Origin of the sequence: Mucilaginibacter gynuensis, from assembly GCF_039541195.1 — a bacterium.
GTDB classification, from domain to species: Bacteria; Bacteroidota; Bacteroidia; order Sphingobacteriales; family Sphingobacteriaceae; genus Mucilaginibacter; species Mucilaginibacter gynuensis.
The window spans coordinates 43,958-57,849 of the sequence record NZ_BAABFT010000010.1; the positions used below are offsets into that span (position 1 = coordinate 43,958).

The 13,892-nt window shown below is 41.8% G+C and carries 18 protein-coding genes and 1 tRNA gene; 10 read left to right on the forward strand and 9 right to left on the reverse strand.

The genetic code is table 11. The annotated features are described in order from the left end of the window. Positions 1 to 135: 135 nt before the first annotated feature. The 3 genes from ABD894_RS18140 to ABD894_RS18150 form a co-directional block, all read right to left on the reverse strand. Complete coding sequence (locus ABD894_RS18140) at positions 136 to 1,224, reverse strand: FecR family protein (RefSeq protein WP_345212488.1); 1,089 nt, start codon at positions 1,222 to 1,224, stop codon at positions 136 to 138. Between the two features lie 68 nt (positions 1,225 to 1,292). Further along, the gene (locus ABD894_RS18145) at positions 1,293 to 1,886 is read right to left on the reverse strand and encodes an RNA polymerase sigma-70 factor (protein WP_345212489.1); all 594 of its coding nucleotides are present in this window, start codon (positions 1,884 to 1,886) and stop codon (positions 1,293 to 1,295) included. A 538-nt stretch (positions 1,887 to 2,424) separates the two neighbouring features. After that, positions 2,425 to 3,048: a class I SAM-dependent methyltransferase gene (locus ABD894_RS18150; RefSeq protein ID WP_345212490.1), complete on the reverse strand. Its 624-nt coding sequence runs from the start codon at positions 3,046 to 3,048 to the stop codon at positions 2,425 to 2,427. 470 nt (positions 3,049 to 3,518) lie between these two features. Here ABD894_RS18150 and ABD894_RS18155 point away from each other — a divergent pair, with 470 nt between their 5' ends. After that, positions 3,519 to 3,656: a hypothetical protein gene (locus ABD894_RS18155; RefSeq protein WP_345212491.1), complete on the forward strand. Its 138-nt coding sequence runs from the start codon at positions 3,519 to 3,521 to the stop codon at positions 3,654 to 3,656. A 40-nt stretch (positions 3,657 to 3,696) separates the two neighbouring features. Further along, positions 3,697 to 4,152 carry a DUF4488 domain-containing protein gene (locus ABD894_RS18160; protein WP_345212492.1) on the forward strand — a complete coding sequence of 152 codons (456 nt, stop codon included), beginning with the start codon at positions 3,697 to 3,699 and terminating at the stop codon, positions 4,150 to 4,152. A gap of 78 nt (positions 4,153 to 4,230) precedes the next feature. On the opposite strand, the gene ABD894_RS18165 is transcribed toward ABD894_RS18160, so the two are convergent. Beyond that, positions 4,231 to 4,303: transfer RNA gene (locus ABD894_RS18165), tRNA-Phe, on the reverse strand. Between the two features lie 204 nt (positions 4,304 to 4,507). On the opposite strand from ABD894_RS18165, the gene ABD894_RS18170 reads away from it, so the two are divergent. Both ABD894_RS18170 and ABD894_RS18175 read left to right on the forward strand, forming a co-directional pair. Beyond that, positions 4,508 to 5,806 (forward strand): 4Fe-4S dicluster domain-containing protein, encoded by a 1,299-nt coding sequence (locus tag ABD894_RS18170; RefSeq protein WP_345212493.1) that lies wholly within the window; start codon positions 4,508 to 4,510, stop codon positions 5,804 to 5,806. Positions 5,807 to 5,878: 72 nt separating this feature from the next. Continuing rightward, positions 5,879 to 6,670, forward strand: a complete 792-nt coding sequence (locus ABD894_RS18175; protein WP_345212494.1) for a (Fe-S)-binding protein — start codon at positions 5,879 to 5,881, stop codon at positions 6,668 to 6,670. Here ABD894_RS18175 and ABD894_RS18180 read toward each other — a convergent pair. After that, positions 6,665 to 7,147, reverse strand: a complete 483-nt coding sequence (locus ABD894_RS18180) for a hypothetical protein (RefSeq protein ID WP_345212495.1) — start codon at positions 7,145 to 7,147, stop codon at positions 6,665 to 6,667. The genes ABD894_RS18175 and ABD894_RS18180 overlap by 6 nt on opposite strands. Positions 7,148 to 7,193: 46 nt before the next feature. On the opposite strand from ABD894_RS18180, the gene ABD894_RS18185 reads away from it, so the two are divergent. The 3 genes from ABD894_RS18185 to ABD894_RS18195 all read left to right on the forward strand — a co-directional run bounded on the left by ABD894_RS18185 (position 7,194) and on the right by ABD894_RS18195 (position 8,895). Further along, positions 7,194 to 7,679 (forward strand): ABC transporter ATPase, encoded by a 486-nt coding sequence (locus ABD894_RS18185; RefSeq protein WP_345212496.1) that lies wholly within the window; start codon positions 7,194 to 7,196, stop codon positions 7,677 to 7,679. A 103-nt stretch (positions 7,680 to 7,782) separates the two neighbouring features. Next, positions 7,783 to 8,403, forward strand: coding sequence for a YdeI/OmpD-associated family protein (locus ABD894_RS18190; RefSeq protein ID WP_345212497.1), 621 nt, complete (start codon positions 7,783 to 7,785; stop codon positions 8,401 to 8,403). Positions 8,404 to 8,409: 6 nt separating this feature from the next. Beyond that, positions 8,410 to 8,895 (forward strand): hypothetical protein, encoded by a 486-nt coding sequence (locus ABD894_RS18195; protein ID WP_345212498.1) that lies wholly within the window; start codon positions 8,410 to 8,412, stop codon positions 8,893 to 8,895. A gap of 41 nt (positions 8,896 to 8,936) precedes the next feature. Here the strand turns inward: ABD894_RS18195 and mtgA are convergent, their stop codons facing one another. The 4 genes from mtgA to rpsF form a co-directional block, all read right to left on the reverse strand. Beyond that, positions 8,937 to 9,680: a monofunctional biosynthetic peptidoglycan transglycosylase gene (gene mtgA / locus ABD894_RS18200; RefSeq protein WP_345212499.1), complete on the reverse strand. Its 744-nt coding sequence runs from the start codon at positions 9,678 to 9,680 to the stop codon at positions 8,937 to 8,939. 98 nt (positions 9,681 to 9,778) lie between these two features. Continuing rightward, positions 9,779 to 10,222: a 50S ribosomal protein L9 gene (rplI, locus tag ABD894_RS18205; RefSeq protein ID WP_345212500.1), complete on the reverse strand. Its 444-nt coding sequence runs from the start codon at positions 10,220 to 10,222 to the stop codon at positions 9,779 to 9,781. An 18-nt stretch (positions 10,223 to 10,240) separates the two neighbouring features. Next, entirely contained in the window at positions 10,241 to 10,504 is a 264-nt protein-coding gene (rpsR, locus tag ABD894_RS18210; protein WP_095705209.1) for a 30S ribosomal protein S18, read from the reverse strand. Continuing rightward, entirely contained in the window at positions 10,504 to 10,872 is a 369-nt protein-coding gene (gene rpsF, locus ABD894_RS18215; RefSeq protein ID WP_345212501.1) for a 30S ribosomal protein S6, read from the reverse strand. The genes rpsR and rpsF overlap by 1 nt, the downstream gene beginning before the upstream one ends. A gap of 138 nt (positions 10,873 to 11,010) precedes the next feature. On the opposite strand from rpsF, the gene ABD894_RS18220 reads away from it, so the two are divergent. The 3 genes from ABD894_RS18220 to ABD894_RS18230 all read left to right on the forward strand — a co-directional run bounded on the left by ABD894_RS18220 (position 11,011) and on the right by ABD894_RS18230 (position 13,830). After that, on the forward strand, positions 11,011 to 11,619 hold the full coding sequence (locus ABD894_RS18220; protein WP_345212502.1) for a hypothetical protein: 609 nt from the start codon (positions 11,011 to 11,013) through the stop codon (positions 11,617 to 11,619). A 62-nt stretch (positions 11,620 to 11,681) separates the two neighbouring features. Next, positions 11,682 to 11,915: a hypothetical protein gene (locus ABD894_RS18225; RefSeq protein WP_345212503.1), complete on the forward strand. Its 234-nt coding sequence runs from the start codon at positions 11,682 to 11,684 to the stop codon at positions 11,913 to 11,915. A gap of 76 nt (positions 11,916 to 11,991) precedes the next feature. Beyond that, positions 11,992 to 13,830: a DNA polymerase III subunit gamma/tau gene (locus ABD894_RS18230; protein ID WP_345212504.1), complete on the forward strand. Its 1,839-nt coding sequence runs from the start codon at positions 11,992 to 11,994 to the stop codon at positions 13,828 to 13,830. Positions 13,831 to 13,892: the final 62 nt, after the last annotated feature.

Below are 13,892 nucleotides of genomic sequence, written 5' to 3' on the forward strand. Positions count from 1 at the left end.
AGACGGCAATTGCCTTTCCACGGGAGTATTGCCCTATTAATTTAATTGGTTTTACAGCAGGGGCTATTCATAGTTCCTGCTTTTTGTTTTTAGTATCCTTTTACTTCATATTTTTTAATTTGGTGGTTTGATGAGTTAATATATATAAACGATCTCTTTATTTATTTTGTAATGGAAGGGTTCTATCATTTGCAAGGCATAAAGTGCCTGCGTAATACTCTCCTTTTCAAAAACCCCGGTATAGTTATATTTTTTTATCAGTTCGCTTTTCACAATAATTTTTAACCCGAACCATCTTTCCATCTGTTTGGCCAATGATTCCATATCCTGATCTTTAAATATCAATTTATTGTTGGTCCACGAAGTTTCAACTACTGTGGAATCGCCTATTTTAAGATGCGTTAAATTAGTAAGCAAGTAACTGGTGCCGCTGGTATCGGGCACCGGGAATTTTACATTACCCCGTTTTGTATGCTTCAGCGTAACACGTTTGTGCAATACTAATTTTTCGTTCGGTTTTAATATGATCCTATCGGCCGGGCGATCGGCCAGGGTAAGCTCGATGGCTCCGCGGATTAAAGTGGTTTCGCAAGATTCGTCGTTAGCATACGACTTAACATTGAATGCCGTACCTAAAACCTTTATCTTCATTTGATCGGCATGCACAATAAAAGGATGCTCCGGATCTTTCTTAATATCAAAAAACGCTTCGCCGTTGAGGTAAACCTCACGTGTTTTACCGCTAAAGGAGGCCGGGTATTTTAACTGGCTTTGCGAGTTAAGGGTAACAACAGAGCCATCGCTCAATACAATTTTTGATTTTTGGCGGCTCGGGGTATGCAATACCTCCAGGTTAGCAACCTTTGTATTTTGAACTGCGTTGCGGTAGTTTGTATAGTAGTATGTACCGGCGCCTAATGCTGCTGTTACCAAAACAGCGGCTATCATGCGGGTAAATTTCGAATACCCCTTACGCGTTATCGGAATTACATTTTCAGATTGCGACTGGTTGCCCGAATCGATCTTATTAAGGATGTTTTGAAACATTTTTGCATTGTTCGCATACGTTTCTTCATCCGGTGTCCAATACGATTTAAGGTCGGTATATATTTTGTTTAACTCAGGATCGCTGTTAACCATCTCCAAAAACTCCAGGTGTTCTTCGGGAGTTAACTCGTTGGCTAACTTTTTTGTAAGCAATAACTGAAACCTTTCGTTAAGCATTAATTTATTGGCGTTTGATGTAAGGACAACAGAAAAATAAAAATTGCCTACAACAATAAATTATTTTTTTAATTGCCAGCGTTCGCGGCCTTATGCTGAGAAGGTATGTGGTGTGCAACCAACGTGGTAGTAAGCTTTTTTATAGCCCTGAAGAGTTGTGTTTGTACAGTGCGGGTTGATATATTTAAAATTTCGGCAACTTGTTTATACCTCATGCCATCTTCTTTAATTAGCCGAAATATAAGTTTTGATTGCATTGGGAGGCAATCGATTGCCCTATCCAGTATAAAATGAAGCTCTTTGCGTTCGAGCGCTTTTACCGGGTCATAACTATTAACAAATACCAATTCGTGCGAATCTTCAATTTGTACCAAATGTACCTGGGAGTATTTTTTAAGATAATTTAATGATCCGTTTTTTACCGCCACAAATAAATAAGTACTCGGATCGTTGATATGGGCCAGTGTTAAGCGGTTTTCCCAACATCGTACAAACACATCAGAAACTATTTCTTCGGCAGCTTCTTTATTGTTGATGTAAAAAACACAAAACTTAATAAGCTTGGTATTCAATTTATGAAAAAGTATCTCAAATGATCTGATATCATTTCTTGAACACATGTTGTTCCACAAGACAACGTTTTCAGTAGTTGAACTTTCCATAATTTGTCAAATAAAGTAATGTCAGATAACAATTATCAAATGCAAGTTAACAATTCTGTTATATAAAGAACAAGTAATTTCAAAAAAATATACAAAAGATTAATAATTTTTGAATGATATAATCACAAACTAACTATTTCTTCTTAATTTTTTAAGAAAGAATCGTCACTTCATGAAATACATGTCTTTTATACTGGTCAGTAAATCGTTTTTTCATGGCTTTAAATAAAAATTGTCAACTTGACAGCATTATTATCATTAATTCACACATAAAATACATCTGAACATCCAATGGAGAGCTAATTAATTAAACCGGGAGAGATTTTTCAGGTAAATTGATTAAGCAATGCATCTTAAAAACGCTTAAAAAGTGGCAACATGTTACAAATATTAAATCAACTTAGTTAGGTTGGGACAGATGAAATCTGTAAAATGGAGTAGTACTTTTATATAATGGAATGATAAGGTAACCGGAAAGGTATCACAATTGATTTAAGCTATCGAAGCATCACGATAATGCGTGTAGTAACGCTGTATATCATTTGTCTTTATGGCATTTTATTAAAAAGAATGGAAAACTCTCGGTAATTTCAGTGATCTCAAACAATCCGGCTTCGCCAAATTCGGCATTGATGGATTGCCTGTCGTAAAAGAACATATTTACGCCTTCAAATATCTCGTAACGATCCTCACTGATAAATTTACCCTGTCCATAAGTGTGGGCATCTTTCGAAATTGCTGTAAAAATCATATAACCACCTTCAGTTAACTGGTTATAACAATCGCTGATCAGTTTTTTTCTTTGGCTACTATCAAGCAAGTGAATTAAGGCGTAACAAAACACGCCATCGTACAGGCAATTATCAAAAGGCATCTCTGTTACAGAACCATGGTAAATGATCATCTCTGTACCGTAATGCTTTTTTGCCATTTCAATGGCTGTTTTTGAGATCTCAATACCTGTTACAGCAATGCCCTTATCCCTGAAAATTTGCGCGTTGCGCCCGTATCCTATGCCCGGGATGAGTATATTTTCAACCCCCTTTTCAACGAAAAAATCTTTTGTAATCACCGCGGAGTTTGATGGTTCAAAACCCCACATTTCCTGTTTCTCAATAAAGCTTTTTTCCCAAAATTCTGGACTATCAGTTTGGCTTGCCATAGCGGTTTTATATGTACCGGGCAAGGTAGCCAATTACTGCATTTATCAGAAAGACGAGGTAATTCTTTTACTTTGCTATGTTGCTATGCCTACCATCGTGTTAACAATGGATATTTAAAATATTGGTCATAAAAAAAATGAACATAAACCAAAGGATAATAAGAGAAAGGAAACCTGTTAGCACATTACCGCTCGTAGACAGCATAAATAGCCGGAAAGGCGATTCAGGAAGTTCTTTAAAAATAAAGTTCAGTATTTTAAAAATAGCAAAACTAAAAAACGCGATAAGCAATAATAAACCTAAAATTGAATCCATATTCCAATAAAACCGCTCGTAATTTACAGTAAAGCGCACTTAAACAAAGCAAATTTGGCCGTTACATCAATTAACAGGCATAAAGATACAACTATATCAAGCATTTAACCAGGGTTTGCTATTTTATTCTATCCTATTTTATATCTTGCTTAAGATGGCGACAGCAGTTAAAGACAATAAAATATGGAGTGATGGCATTTGTGTATATGTAGATTCAAAAGTGATCAACCCTACAATTGGGAAAGTAGCCCTTTTGATCGCTAACCCCGATGCTACACTTAAATTGATTTAAGCATAGAAAGGCCCCATCTGAATTCTCATTTTTTATACATTTGAGTAAACCTAAAAACATCATAAAGATCAACCTGAAATTTATTGTCGCGTTATTATGCCTTTACTTCGCCGTTACTACTGCATTCGCGCAAAACAAAAAAGCCAATAAGAAAGCAATTGTAGGTATTTGGGAGCTATCAATGATAGAAACCAACGGACAGCCTTTACAGGCTACAGACCCGGGCCATTTAAAACTGTTTAATGCCGACGGAACATTTGCCAATATAAAAGTACTGAATACAGGTTCGGTAATTTCACATAGCGGGAAATATACCGTTGATAACACGCAGAGTTATACGGAAACAGCTTTATACAGAATAACGGAAAACGCGAATGATCCACTTGGCAAAGGCTTTAAAATAAACTACGCGTTCAGCGATGACAAAAATAGCCTGACGCTTAAATTGATCTACAAAGATGGGGTAACGTCTACAGAAGTTTGGCGGAAATTATAAGCCGCCATATAGAATTTCAACCTGCGGAATTTTGTTCGAAAAACAAAAAGCCTCTCAGATTTCTCTGAGAGGCTTTTGTGGTATCAGCTGGAATCGAACCAGCGACACAAGGATTTTCAGTCCTTTGCTCTACCAACTGAGCTATGATACCCTGTTCCGTTTGGGTTTGCAAATGTAGTGCGATTTTTTGTTTATGGAAACTTTTTTTGAAAAAACTTTTCAATCTTCTTTAACGTTAAATCTATCAGGCAGACAATCAGGCCAAAACACTTAAAAATATTTTTTCATACCAGCGCCATACTCACCAATTAAACAAATAAAATATACCTTTATCTAAAATTACTATGCACGCATAATGTTTTTTCAACTGATCTTTCTGGTGATATTGGCTGTTGCGGTTTACCTGTTCAGCAAAAACACGGGTAAAATAAGGCGCAATATCCTGCTCGGACGCAATACCGACCGCAGTGATAATCCTGCCCTGCGCTGGAAAACCATGGCCAGGGTAGCCCTCGGTCAAACCAAAATGACCAAACGCCCTGTTGCCGCCCTGCTGCACTTTTTGATCTACGCGGGCTTTATTATCATCAATATAGAGGTGTTGGAAATACTTATCGACGGCCTGTTCGGTTCGCACCGCATTTTCTCCAAGCCGTTGGGCAGTTTGTATGGCTTGCTGATAGGCAGCTTTGAAATACTGGCCGTTTTGGTGCTCATATCCTGCATCGGCTTCCTGGCCCGCCGCAATATCATCCGTTTAAAGCGCTTTACGGGCACGGAGATGACGCGATGGCCAAAATCCGACGCCAACTATATCCTGCTGATTGAAATTTGCCTCATGGCCGCCTTTTTAACCATGAACGCTGCCGACTATAAATTACAAGCCCTGCATTACGGTCATTATGTACAAGCCGGCAGTTTCCCGGTGAGCACAGTACTGGCACCACTACTTCCTTCTGGCACGGAGGCTTTGGTAATTGTGGAGCGCGGGTGCTGGTGGTTTCACATTGTGGGCATACTGGCATTTTTAAATTACCTGCCCTACTCCAAACATTTCCATATTTTGCTGGCTTTTCCCAATACGTATTATTCCAATCTTAATCCGCAGGGCAAGTTCACTAACATGGCTTCGGTTACCAACGAGGTAAAGGCTATGCTCGATCCTTCGTACGTTCCGGAGGCTACACCGCCCGGCAGGTTCGGTGCCAAAGATGCTACCGACCTCACCTGGAAAAGCCTGATGGAAGCCTATACCTGCACCGAATGCGGCAGGTGTACATCGGTTTGTCCGGCCAACCAAACGGGCAAACTGCTATCGCCCCGGAAGATCATGATGGATACCCGCGATCGTATCACCGAGATTGGCCAGGGCATTGACAAAAACGGCAAGGAATATGCCGACGATAAGTCGCTGTTAGATAATTACATTACCCGCGAGGAGCTATGGGCCTGCACCACCTGCAATGCCTGTGCCGAGGCTTGCCCGGTGAACATTAACCCGCTGGAAATTATTACCGAAATGCGGCGCTATGTGGTAATGGAAGAATCGCAGGCACCAGCAAGCCTCAACAATATGTTCGGCAATATGGAAAATAACGGCGCGCCCTGGAAATACAGCAATGCCGACAGGTTTAACTGGGCGCAGAAGGATTAGCATTTTTTGAATTGACCATAGACAATGGTCGATAGTAATAAATTTAAAACTATGGTCTATCGACCATCGACTATGGACATACTAAAAATACCTACCATGGCCGAAATGGCGGCGCAAGGCCTTGAACCCGAAATTTTGTTTTGGGTAGGATGCGCGGGCAGTTTCGACGAAAGGGCGCAAAAAATCACCCGCGATATTTGCAAGATACTCCATCATGTGGGTATCAGCTTCGCGGTACTGGGTACCGAAGAAAGCTGCACGGGAGATCCCGCCAAACGTGCCGGTAACGAGTTTTTGTTCCAGATGCAGGCCATGAACAACATTGCCGTGCTTGATGCTTATAACATTAAAAAGATAGTAACCGGCTGTCCGCATTGCTTCAACACCCTAAAAAACGAATACCCCGGCCTGGGTGGCAATTACGAGGTGATCCATCATTCGCAACTTATTCAGCAACTCATTAACGAAGGCAAGCTAAAAACAGAAGGCGGCGAAAGCTTTAAGGGCAAGCGCATCACCTATCATGATCCTTGCTATTTAGGTCGTGGCAATAACGTTTACGAAGCCCCGCGCAAGGCTTTAGAAGTATTGGATGCCGAACTGGTGGAAATGAAGCGCTGCAAGAGCAATGGCCTGTGTTGCGGAGCAGGCGGTGCCCAAATGTTTAAAGAACCCGAGAAAGGCACTAAAGATATCAACGTAGAGCGTATTGCAGATGTGCTGGAAGCAAAAGCAACTGTAGTAGCCGCCGCATGCCCGTTTTGTATGACCATGCTGCGCGATGGCATAAAGGCGCACGAAAAGGAGCAGGAGATACAGGTATTGGATATTGCCGAGATCACCGCGAGGGCAAACGGCTTATAAATTCTTCTTTTTAAAATACAGCAGCGCGTTGCGCAGGCTGTCCAGTCTTTCAGGCTCCATGTTTTTAACCGGGATGCTGAACACGGTAGCCATGGAATCGACATTGCCGCTTCGGTCGTTATAGGTTTGCACAATAACATCGTCTCCCTTGGCCCGCAGTACCATGTTACCGGCGGCAACTGTGCCCCAATAGTCCAGATCCTCTAACCGGCGCAGGTGCATCGAAAAATATTCCTGCTTACCGTTCGCATAGGTTTTGCGCAAGCGCACAAAGGCATCGGGTGTGAGGGTAAGTTCCCACTTCTTCAGTTTATCTGCCGCGTCAGCATTAAAACATTGCGTTAAACACTTATTGCTCCAGCCCAGTAGTTCCTGCTCGCTCATATCCTGGTTAAAGGCTAAATTAGCCACGCATAACAAGGGCATTAAGACCAGTAAAACAACTTTTTTGGGTGCTGAAAGAAGTGTTTTTCTCATGACAACAAAATCCTGTTTCGAAGTTAAGAAATCAATAAATTTGCATATGCGTTATTCTGAAAATTCAAGAGTGTGGATCTACCAGTCGGACAGGCAATTATTAGCCGACGAAACCCTGCTGATACAACAACAGTTAGATAATTTTGTTCGCAACTGGACAGCACATAATAATCAGCTAAAAGCCGGTGCCGAAATAAGATACAATCGCTTTTTGATACTGATAGTTGACGAAGAGCAGGCAGGAGCCAGCGGTTGCTCTATTGATAAGTCGGTAAACTTCATGAAACAGTTGGAGCAGCAATTCAATATCAACCTGTTCGACAGGTTTAACCTGGCTTACCGCAGCGGGAACGAAGTACTATCGGCACCACGCGCCCAATTTGAAGAACTGATAAAAACAGGCGTAATTAATGCCGATACCATTGTATATAACAACCTGGTACAAAACGTGGCCGAGCTGGAAACTAAATGGGAAGTACCTTTTAAAAACAGCTGGCATCCGCAGTTATTCCGGGACTTGATTACTGTATAGTCATTAGTCAGTAGTTGTTGGTCATTTTGATGGGCACTTTAAACAAATCGCTGATTACGAAAATGATGGTCGATATATAAAACCGATATTTTTATATTGCATTATGGAACAGTATGACAATCGCATTGACGTTTACATTGATAAGGCCGCTGATTTTGCCAAACCTATTTTAACTCACCTGCGCAAACTGGTGCACCTGGCTTCGCCGGAAATAAAGGAAACCATGAAGTGGAGTGCGCCATTTTTTGAGTACAAAGGCATATTATGCCACATGATGGCCTTTAAACAGCATTGTGGCTTTGGTTTCTGGAAGGCAGATCTGCTACCCGACCCGCATGGTATTTTACAAACCGAAGCTGGGGAATCTGCCGGAAATTTGGGTAAGCTCACCACTTTGGCCGATCTGCCGGAAGACGATATCCTGATCTGGTATATCCGCGAAGCTATCGCCGCCAAAGACATGAGCCCAGCAGTAAAACCTGCCGCGGCCACAAAGAAAGCAGCGATAAAAACCATCCCCACAGAAGCACCGCAGTACTTTGCAGATTTACTCGATAAAAACCCGGAAGCAAAGGCTTACTTCGATAAGTTCAGTCCATCGCAACGCAAAGAATATATTACCTGGTTTGAAGATGCCAAAAGCGATGCCACCCGCCAAAAACGTTTAGATACCGCCATAGAATGGATCAGCGAGGGTAAATCAAGACATTGGAAGTATAAGTAAACACGAATGAATATCCGTAATAATTATCTGATAAAAAGCAATCATGCTTTGCCCGAAATAAAGAAACGACTAAAGCAAAATACTTTAGAAAAAAATAAACTTACACGCGAAAAAACTGATAAAGCATTTATAGGTCAAATAACACAAACAGGGTTTGTTATAATTGCCTCAACAACATTGGGCGTGGTGTGTGCTGTAACCGGCCGGTTTAATCCAAACCCGGGTAACACTAAAGCTAAAGGCACGGAAATAGCCATTGAAACCCGTACACAAAGTGTATTTTTTATAATGATAGCTGTGTGGTTCGCCCTAATGATGATTATGGCAGTAATTGTGCCTTTGGTAAAGGATGCCGAACGGCAGTTTTCAGCAATACCCCTGCTGGTGATCATTTCGGGAGTAGTTGTATTGCGCATCTTATTGCACTATCTCTACATTAAAGCCCGTAATAATGCTGTAAAAAAGCTTGAAACATTATTTACGGCTAACTGATGGCTAAATAAAGAACTATCCGGAATGTCTTTTCTGTAATCTTAAAAATCTAACGGTCCCAATCTCCGCATATTTTTCCTGATCAGGAACTGCCTGTGCTTTACCCGCTTGCTCGGGTTTGTGGCCGACCATTTCAGCGGACTTGGGAATATGGATGCTATGGCGGCAGCCTGGTACTTATTCAGCTCTGAAGCGTGCTTGTGGAAGTAGGCTTGCGACGCGGCCTCCACGCCATAGATACCATCGCCCATTTCAATTACATTGAGGTAAACCTCCATAATACGTTTCTTGCTCCAGAAAACTTCTATCAGCAAAGTAAAATAGGCCTCAAACCCTTTACGAATGTAGGAGCGCCCCGGCCAAAGGAAAACGTTCTTGGCGGTTTGCTGCGATATGGTACTGCCGCCAATCAGCTTACGACTGTGCTGGTTTCTGTCGATAGCTTTTTCAATGGCGTTAAAATCGAAGCCGTGGTGCTCTAAAAACAGCTGATCTTCACCGGCTACGGCGGCACGTTTCATTGGGTCGGCAATTTGCTCGAAGCTTACCCAGTCTTTGTCAATCTTCCAGTCTTTACCATCGGCTTTACGTTCAAAGCCGCGCTCAATCATCAACAGGGTAAAAGGCGGGTTAACAAAGCGGAACAGCAGTACGCCAAACAGGCTGGCGCCTACAAAAATAATAACCGCAAGCTTTATTACCCGCAGCAGCAGCCTAACAATACCGTTATTAAATATCCCCCTGCTACTCTTGCCCGCACGTTTATTAGTTGTTTTACGCTTCATAAAAAAAATCCGACACCAAAAAAGAAAGGTGTTTAGCTTTCACTAAACACCTTTTAAATCTATATCAAAAATTCGAATTTGAAAATCCGAAATTGAAATTATTCAGCTACTACTTCGAAAGGTACCTGAACTTTCACTTCTTTGTGCAGGTTTACGTTTGCAACGTACTCGCCAATCACTTTTGGCTCCTGCTCGAAAGTGATACGACGACGGTCAACATCAAAGCCTTCTTTTTTCAACGCGTCAGCAATCTGAATGGTGTTGATAGCTCCGAATATTTTACCGCTTTCGCCTGCTTTAGCGCCGATAGTAAGTTTAACACCTTCTAAACGAGCTGCGATAGCATCAGCATCTTTACGAATTTTATCTTGTTTAAATTGAGCCTGCTTAATGTTTTCTGCTAAAACTTTACGTGCAGACACAGTAGCCAATATAGCATAACCCTTAGGGATAAGGAAGTTACGGCCATAACCTGGTTTAACGCTTACTACATCGTCTTTATCACCCAGGTTTTTTACATCTTGTTTTAAAATAAGTTCCATTTGTTTTACCTCCTATTATTATTTTAATGAATCTGTAACATAAGGTAATAAACCGATGTGGCGTGCACGCTTAACAGCCTGGGCCACTTTACGCTGAAACTTCAATGAAGTACCTGTTAAACGGCGAGGTAATACTTTACCCTGGTCGTTAACAAATTTCAAAAGGAAGTTAGCGTCTTTGTAATCGATATATTTAATACCGTTTTTCTTGAAACGGCAATATTTTTTACGGTTATCCTCCACTTTAGGAGCGGTAACGTATTTAATTTGGTCGTTTGCCATTAGTTTGCGCCCTCCTCTGTTTTAGCTGATTTCTTTTGATTGAAAGCACCGCTACGTTTTTTCTCATTGTAAGCAATGGCATGTTTATCCAAAGCGATAGTAAGGAAACGCAAAACACGCTCATCGCGTCTTAATTCAATCTCCAATTTGTTAATTAATTCACCTGGAGCCCTGAATTCAGTTAAGTGATAGTACCCTGTAGTTTTCTTTTGGATAGGGTACGCTAATTTTCTCAAACCCCAATTATCCTCCTGGACAATTTCGGCTCCGCCATCAGTTAAGGTTTTGCTGTATTTGGCGATAGCCTCTTTAGCAATGTCTTCTGATAACAACGGGGTTAGAACGATCACGATTTCGTACTGTTGCATTATTATACTTTGATTTTTAATTATTTATCCCCGCACAAACGGGGACGCAAATGTAAGAAGAAATTTTATTTTATGCAACCATAGTTAATCTGTAATTTAACAGCATCAAATTCGCTTAATTAACAACTAAACTATATCATGAAGAAATTACTATTCATCCTTTGCCTTGCTCTTTTATCTGCTTCCGCATCTTTCGCGCAAACAAAGCCCAGTGCAACTGAACAACAACTGCTTGATTCACTTTGCAGTGATTTAGGTAAAATTGACATGACCAAGCTTACAACCAAACCAGAAGCCACAGATGCCTTCATGTCGTGCTTTTTAAAACACACTGATCTGCTTGTAATTATTGCAGGCGAACAAGGCGTTGAAATGACCGATCAGCCGGCGCTACATAAACTGGGTATGAGTATTGGCGTAAACTTAATGAAACAGCAATGCGCGCCCTTTATAAAATTATCATCATTAATGGCTGCTCAATCTAAAACGGCGACCGCACAATCTACCACAGGCACTTTTAAGCGTATAGATAATAAAGGTTTCAATTATATAGTAGTAACCGAAGGCGGCAGCGAAAAATCATTTATTTGGCTAAAGCAATTTGCCGGATCAGAGGCATTTATGGGCGTTACTACTAAGCTTGCGGGTAAAAAGCTGAAGATAACTTGGCAGGAAATTGAAGTGTATTTGCCGCAGGCGAAAGGCTATTATAAGGTAAAAGAGATAACCGGGATACAAATATTATAATTCCATGATTATTGGGCGCTAACAAAGCCCTATTTTGGGTACCGCTATTGCACACATTACTTATGAGTACTTTACAAAATCAATATATACATGATGATGCCCCTGTAGCCGATACCATTATTATTGCAGGCCGGGGAAGCGCGCCCATTGAGGGCGACTGGGATGATGAAGATGATGAGGTTTTTGACGACCTGATGGCCGATGAAAATGATATGAATCTTATTAAAACCGGGGCCGACTGGCTAACCCGCGATGAAGATGACGACGATCATCTGCCTGAAGAAGAGCTGCAATAACCTGTTCATATTACTAATTGAACAAAGGTTTACCGGGCTCTTTAATTAGTATTATTTTCTTGCTACCTTTATACCTGTGGATAATTTTATTGTTTCGGCTCGCAAATACCGCCCGGCTACTTTTGAAACCGTTGTAGGTCAGCAACATGTAACCAACACGCTCAAAAACGCCATTAAAAATAACCAGCTGGCGCAGGCATTTTTGTTCTGCGGTCCGCGTGGTGTGGGCAAAACAACCTGTGCACGTATACTCGCGAAAACCATTAATTGCCTTAACCTGCAACCTAATGGCGAGGCTTGCGGCACCTGCGATTCGTGCCGTTCGTTCATGAATGGCAACTCCTTTAATATACATGAGCTTGATGCCGCGTCAAACAACTCGGTTGATGATATCCGCAGCCTGATAGAACAGGTACGTATACCGCCCCAGGCCGCAAAATATAAAGTATATATTATAGATGAGGTTCACATGCTATCGCAGGCGGCATTCAACGCTTTCCTGAAAACGCTTGAGGAACCGCCTAACTATGCCATATTTATATTAGCTACTACCGAGAAGCATAAAATACTGCCAACCATACTTTCGCGCTGCCAGATATTCGATTTCAACCGCATCCGTGTGGAAGATATGGCATCGCACCTGGCATCCATCGCCCAAAAAGAAAGTGTAACTTACGAGCAGGATGGCCTGCATATCATCGCCCAAAAGGCGGATGGCGGTTTAAGGGATGCCCTTTCCATGTTCGATCAGATCGTGAGCTTTTCGGGTGGTAACGTTACCTATTCGTCGGTAATCAATAACCTGAACATACTCGATTATGATTACTACTTTAACATCACCGATAGCTTATTGCAGGAGAACAGCGCCAAAACACTGCTGTTTTTTGATGAAATCTTGAATAAAGGCTTTGATGGGGCCCATTTTATTTCGGGCCTGTCCGAACACCTTCGCAATCTGTTGGTGGGTAAAGATACCGCCACTTTAAAATTGCTGGAAGTAAGCGAAGGCATTAAAGCAAAATACATGCAGCAGGCGCAGACATCGTCGGTATCGTTCCTGCTCTCGGCCATGAACATCGCCAACCAGTGCGACCTTAATTATAAGCTGAGTAAAAACCAGCGTTTACAGGTTGAACTGGCTCTGCTAAAAATGTGTAATCTCGGCGCTTTATTTAACGCGGCTCTTTCACCATCCGCAGTGCTGCCCGAAGGGGAGCTAAAAAAAAAACCTGATACCTCAGCAATAAGCACTCCGCCGCCGGTACAAACCGCGGCTGTTAATAATAGTATCCCCGTAATAAGCGATACCCCCTTAACCTATAACAGGGCGCAGCCTACTGCTGTACCGGCACCTGCCGAACCGGCGAAAGCGGCTGTTAAAGAGCCCGCGCCGGTGGTAGCTACAGAACGGCCTAAAGTGATGATACCCAATTTAAAGGTAACATCATCGTCGATAAAAATTCCGTCGCTTAACGATATGGGGGCTGATACAGAGGTATTGGAAGAAGAGGAAGACCCCTACCTGAAAGGTAACGACAAGGAGGCTTTTACACCCGAAGACTTTTTAAAACACTGGGGAAACTACGCCGAAAAGATAAAAAGCGAAGGTAAGCCCATGAGTTTGAGTACCGTATTTTCGGCAAGCAGGCCAACCATGCTTAACCCTGTGCTGTTTGAGGTTGTGGTAGAAAACAAGGTACAGGAAGCCGCTGTAAGGGATGAAAAACCATACCTGCTCAATTACCTGCGTACCAATCTGCGCAATTTTGATGTGGAAGTGGAGATTAGGGTAGATGAACAACAACTTGCCGTAACCCGCCGCCCTTACACCGCTGTAGAGAAATTTCAATACATGGCCAATAAAAACCCGAAATTATTGGAGTTAAGGAGCAGGTTTAATTTGGAGTTCGATTAAGAGGGAACCTATTATAAAGCTGTCATTCTGAACATAGTGAAGAATCTTCTTCGATATACTAA

Coding starts and splice junctions, on each gene's coding strand:
- ABD894_RS18140 (WP_345212488.1), bottom strand. CDS start 1,224: ATGCTTAACGAAAGGTTTCAGTTATTGCTTACAAAAAAGTTAGCCAAC.
- ABD894_RS18185 (WP_345212496.1), top strand. CDS start 7,194: ATGCGTTATTCTGAAAATTCAAGAGTGTGGATCTACCAGTCGGACAGG.
- rpsF (WP_345212501.1), bottom strand. CDS start 10,872: ATGCAACAGTACGAAATCGTGATCGTTCTAACCCCGTTGTTATCAGAA.
- ABD894_RS18170 (WP_345212493.1), top strand. CDS start 4,508: ATGTTTTTTCAACTGATCTTTCTGGTGATATTGGCTGTTGCGGTTTAC.
- rpsR (WP_095705209.1), bottom strand. CDS start 10,504: ATGGCAAACGACCAAATTAAATACGTTACCGCTCCTAAAGTGGAGGAT.
- rplI (WP_345212500.1), bottom strand. CDS start 10,222: ATGGAACTTATTTTAAAACAAGATGTAAAAAACCTGGGTGATAAAGAC.
- ABD894_RS18220 (WP_345212502.1), top strand. CDS start 11,011: ATGAAGAAATTACTATTCATCCTTTGCCTTGCTCTTTTATCTGCTTCC.
- ABD894_RS18195 (WP_345212498.1), top strand. CDS start 8,410: ATGAATATCCGTAATAATTATCTGATAAAAAGCAATCATGCTTTGCCC.
- ABD894_RS18175 (WP_345212494.1), top strand. CDS start 5,879: ATGGACATACTAAAAATACCTACCATGGCCGAAATGGCGGCGCAAGGC.
- ABD894_RS18150 (WP_345212490.1), bottom strand. CDS start 3,048: ATGGCAAGCCAAACTGATAGTCCAGAATTTTGGGAAAAAAGCTTTATT.
- ABD894_RS18190 (WP_345212497.1), top strand. CDS start 7,783: ATGGAACAGTATGACAATCGCATTGACGTTTACATTGATAAGGCCGCT.
- mtgA (WP_345212499.1), bottom strand. CDS start 9,680: ATGAAGCGTAAAACAACTAATAAACGTGCGGGCAAGAGTAGCAGGGGG.
- ABD894_RS18155 (WP_345212491.1), top strand. CDS start 3,519: ATGGCGACAGCAGTTAAAGACAATAAAATATGGAGTGATGGCATTTGT.
- ABD894_RS18145 (WP_345212489.1), bottom strand. CDS start 1,886: ATGGAAAGTTCAACTACTGAAAACGTTGTCTTGTGGAACAACATGTGT.
- ABD894_RS18225 (WP_345212503.1), top strand. CDS start 11,682: ATGAGTACTTTACAAAATCAATATATACATGATGATGCCCCTGTAGCC.
- ABD894_RS18180 (WP_345212495.1), bottom strand. CDS start 7,147: ATGAGAAAAACACTTCTTTCAGCACCCAAAAAAGTTGTTTTACTGGTC.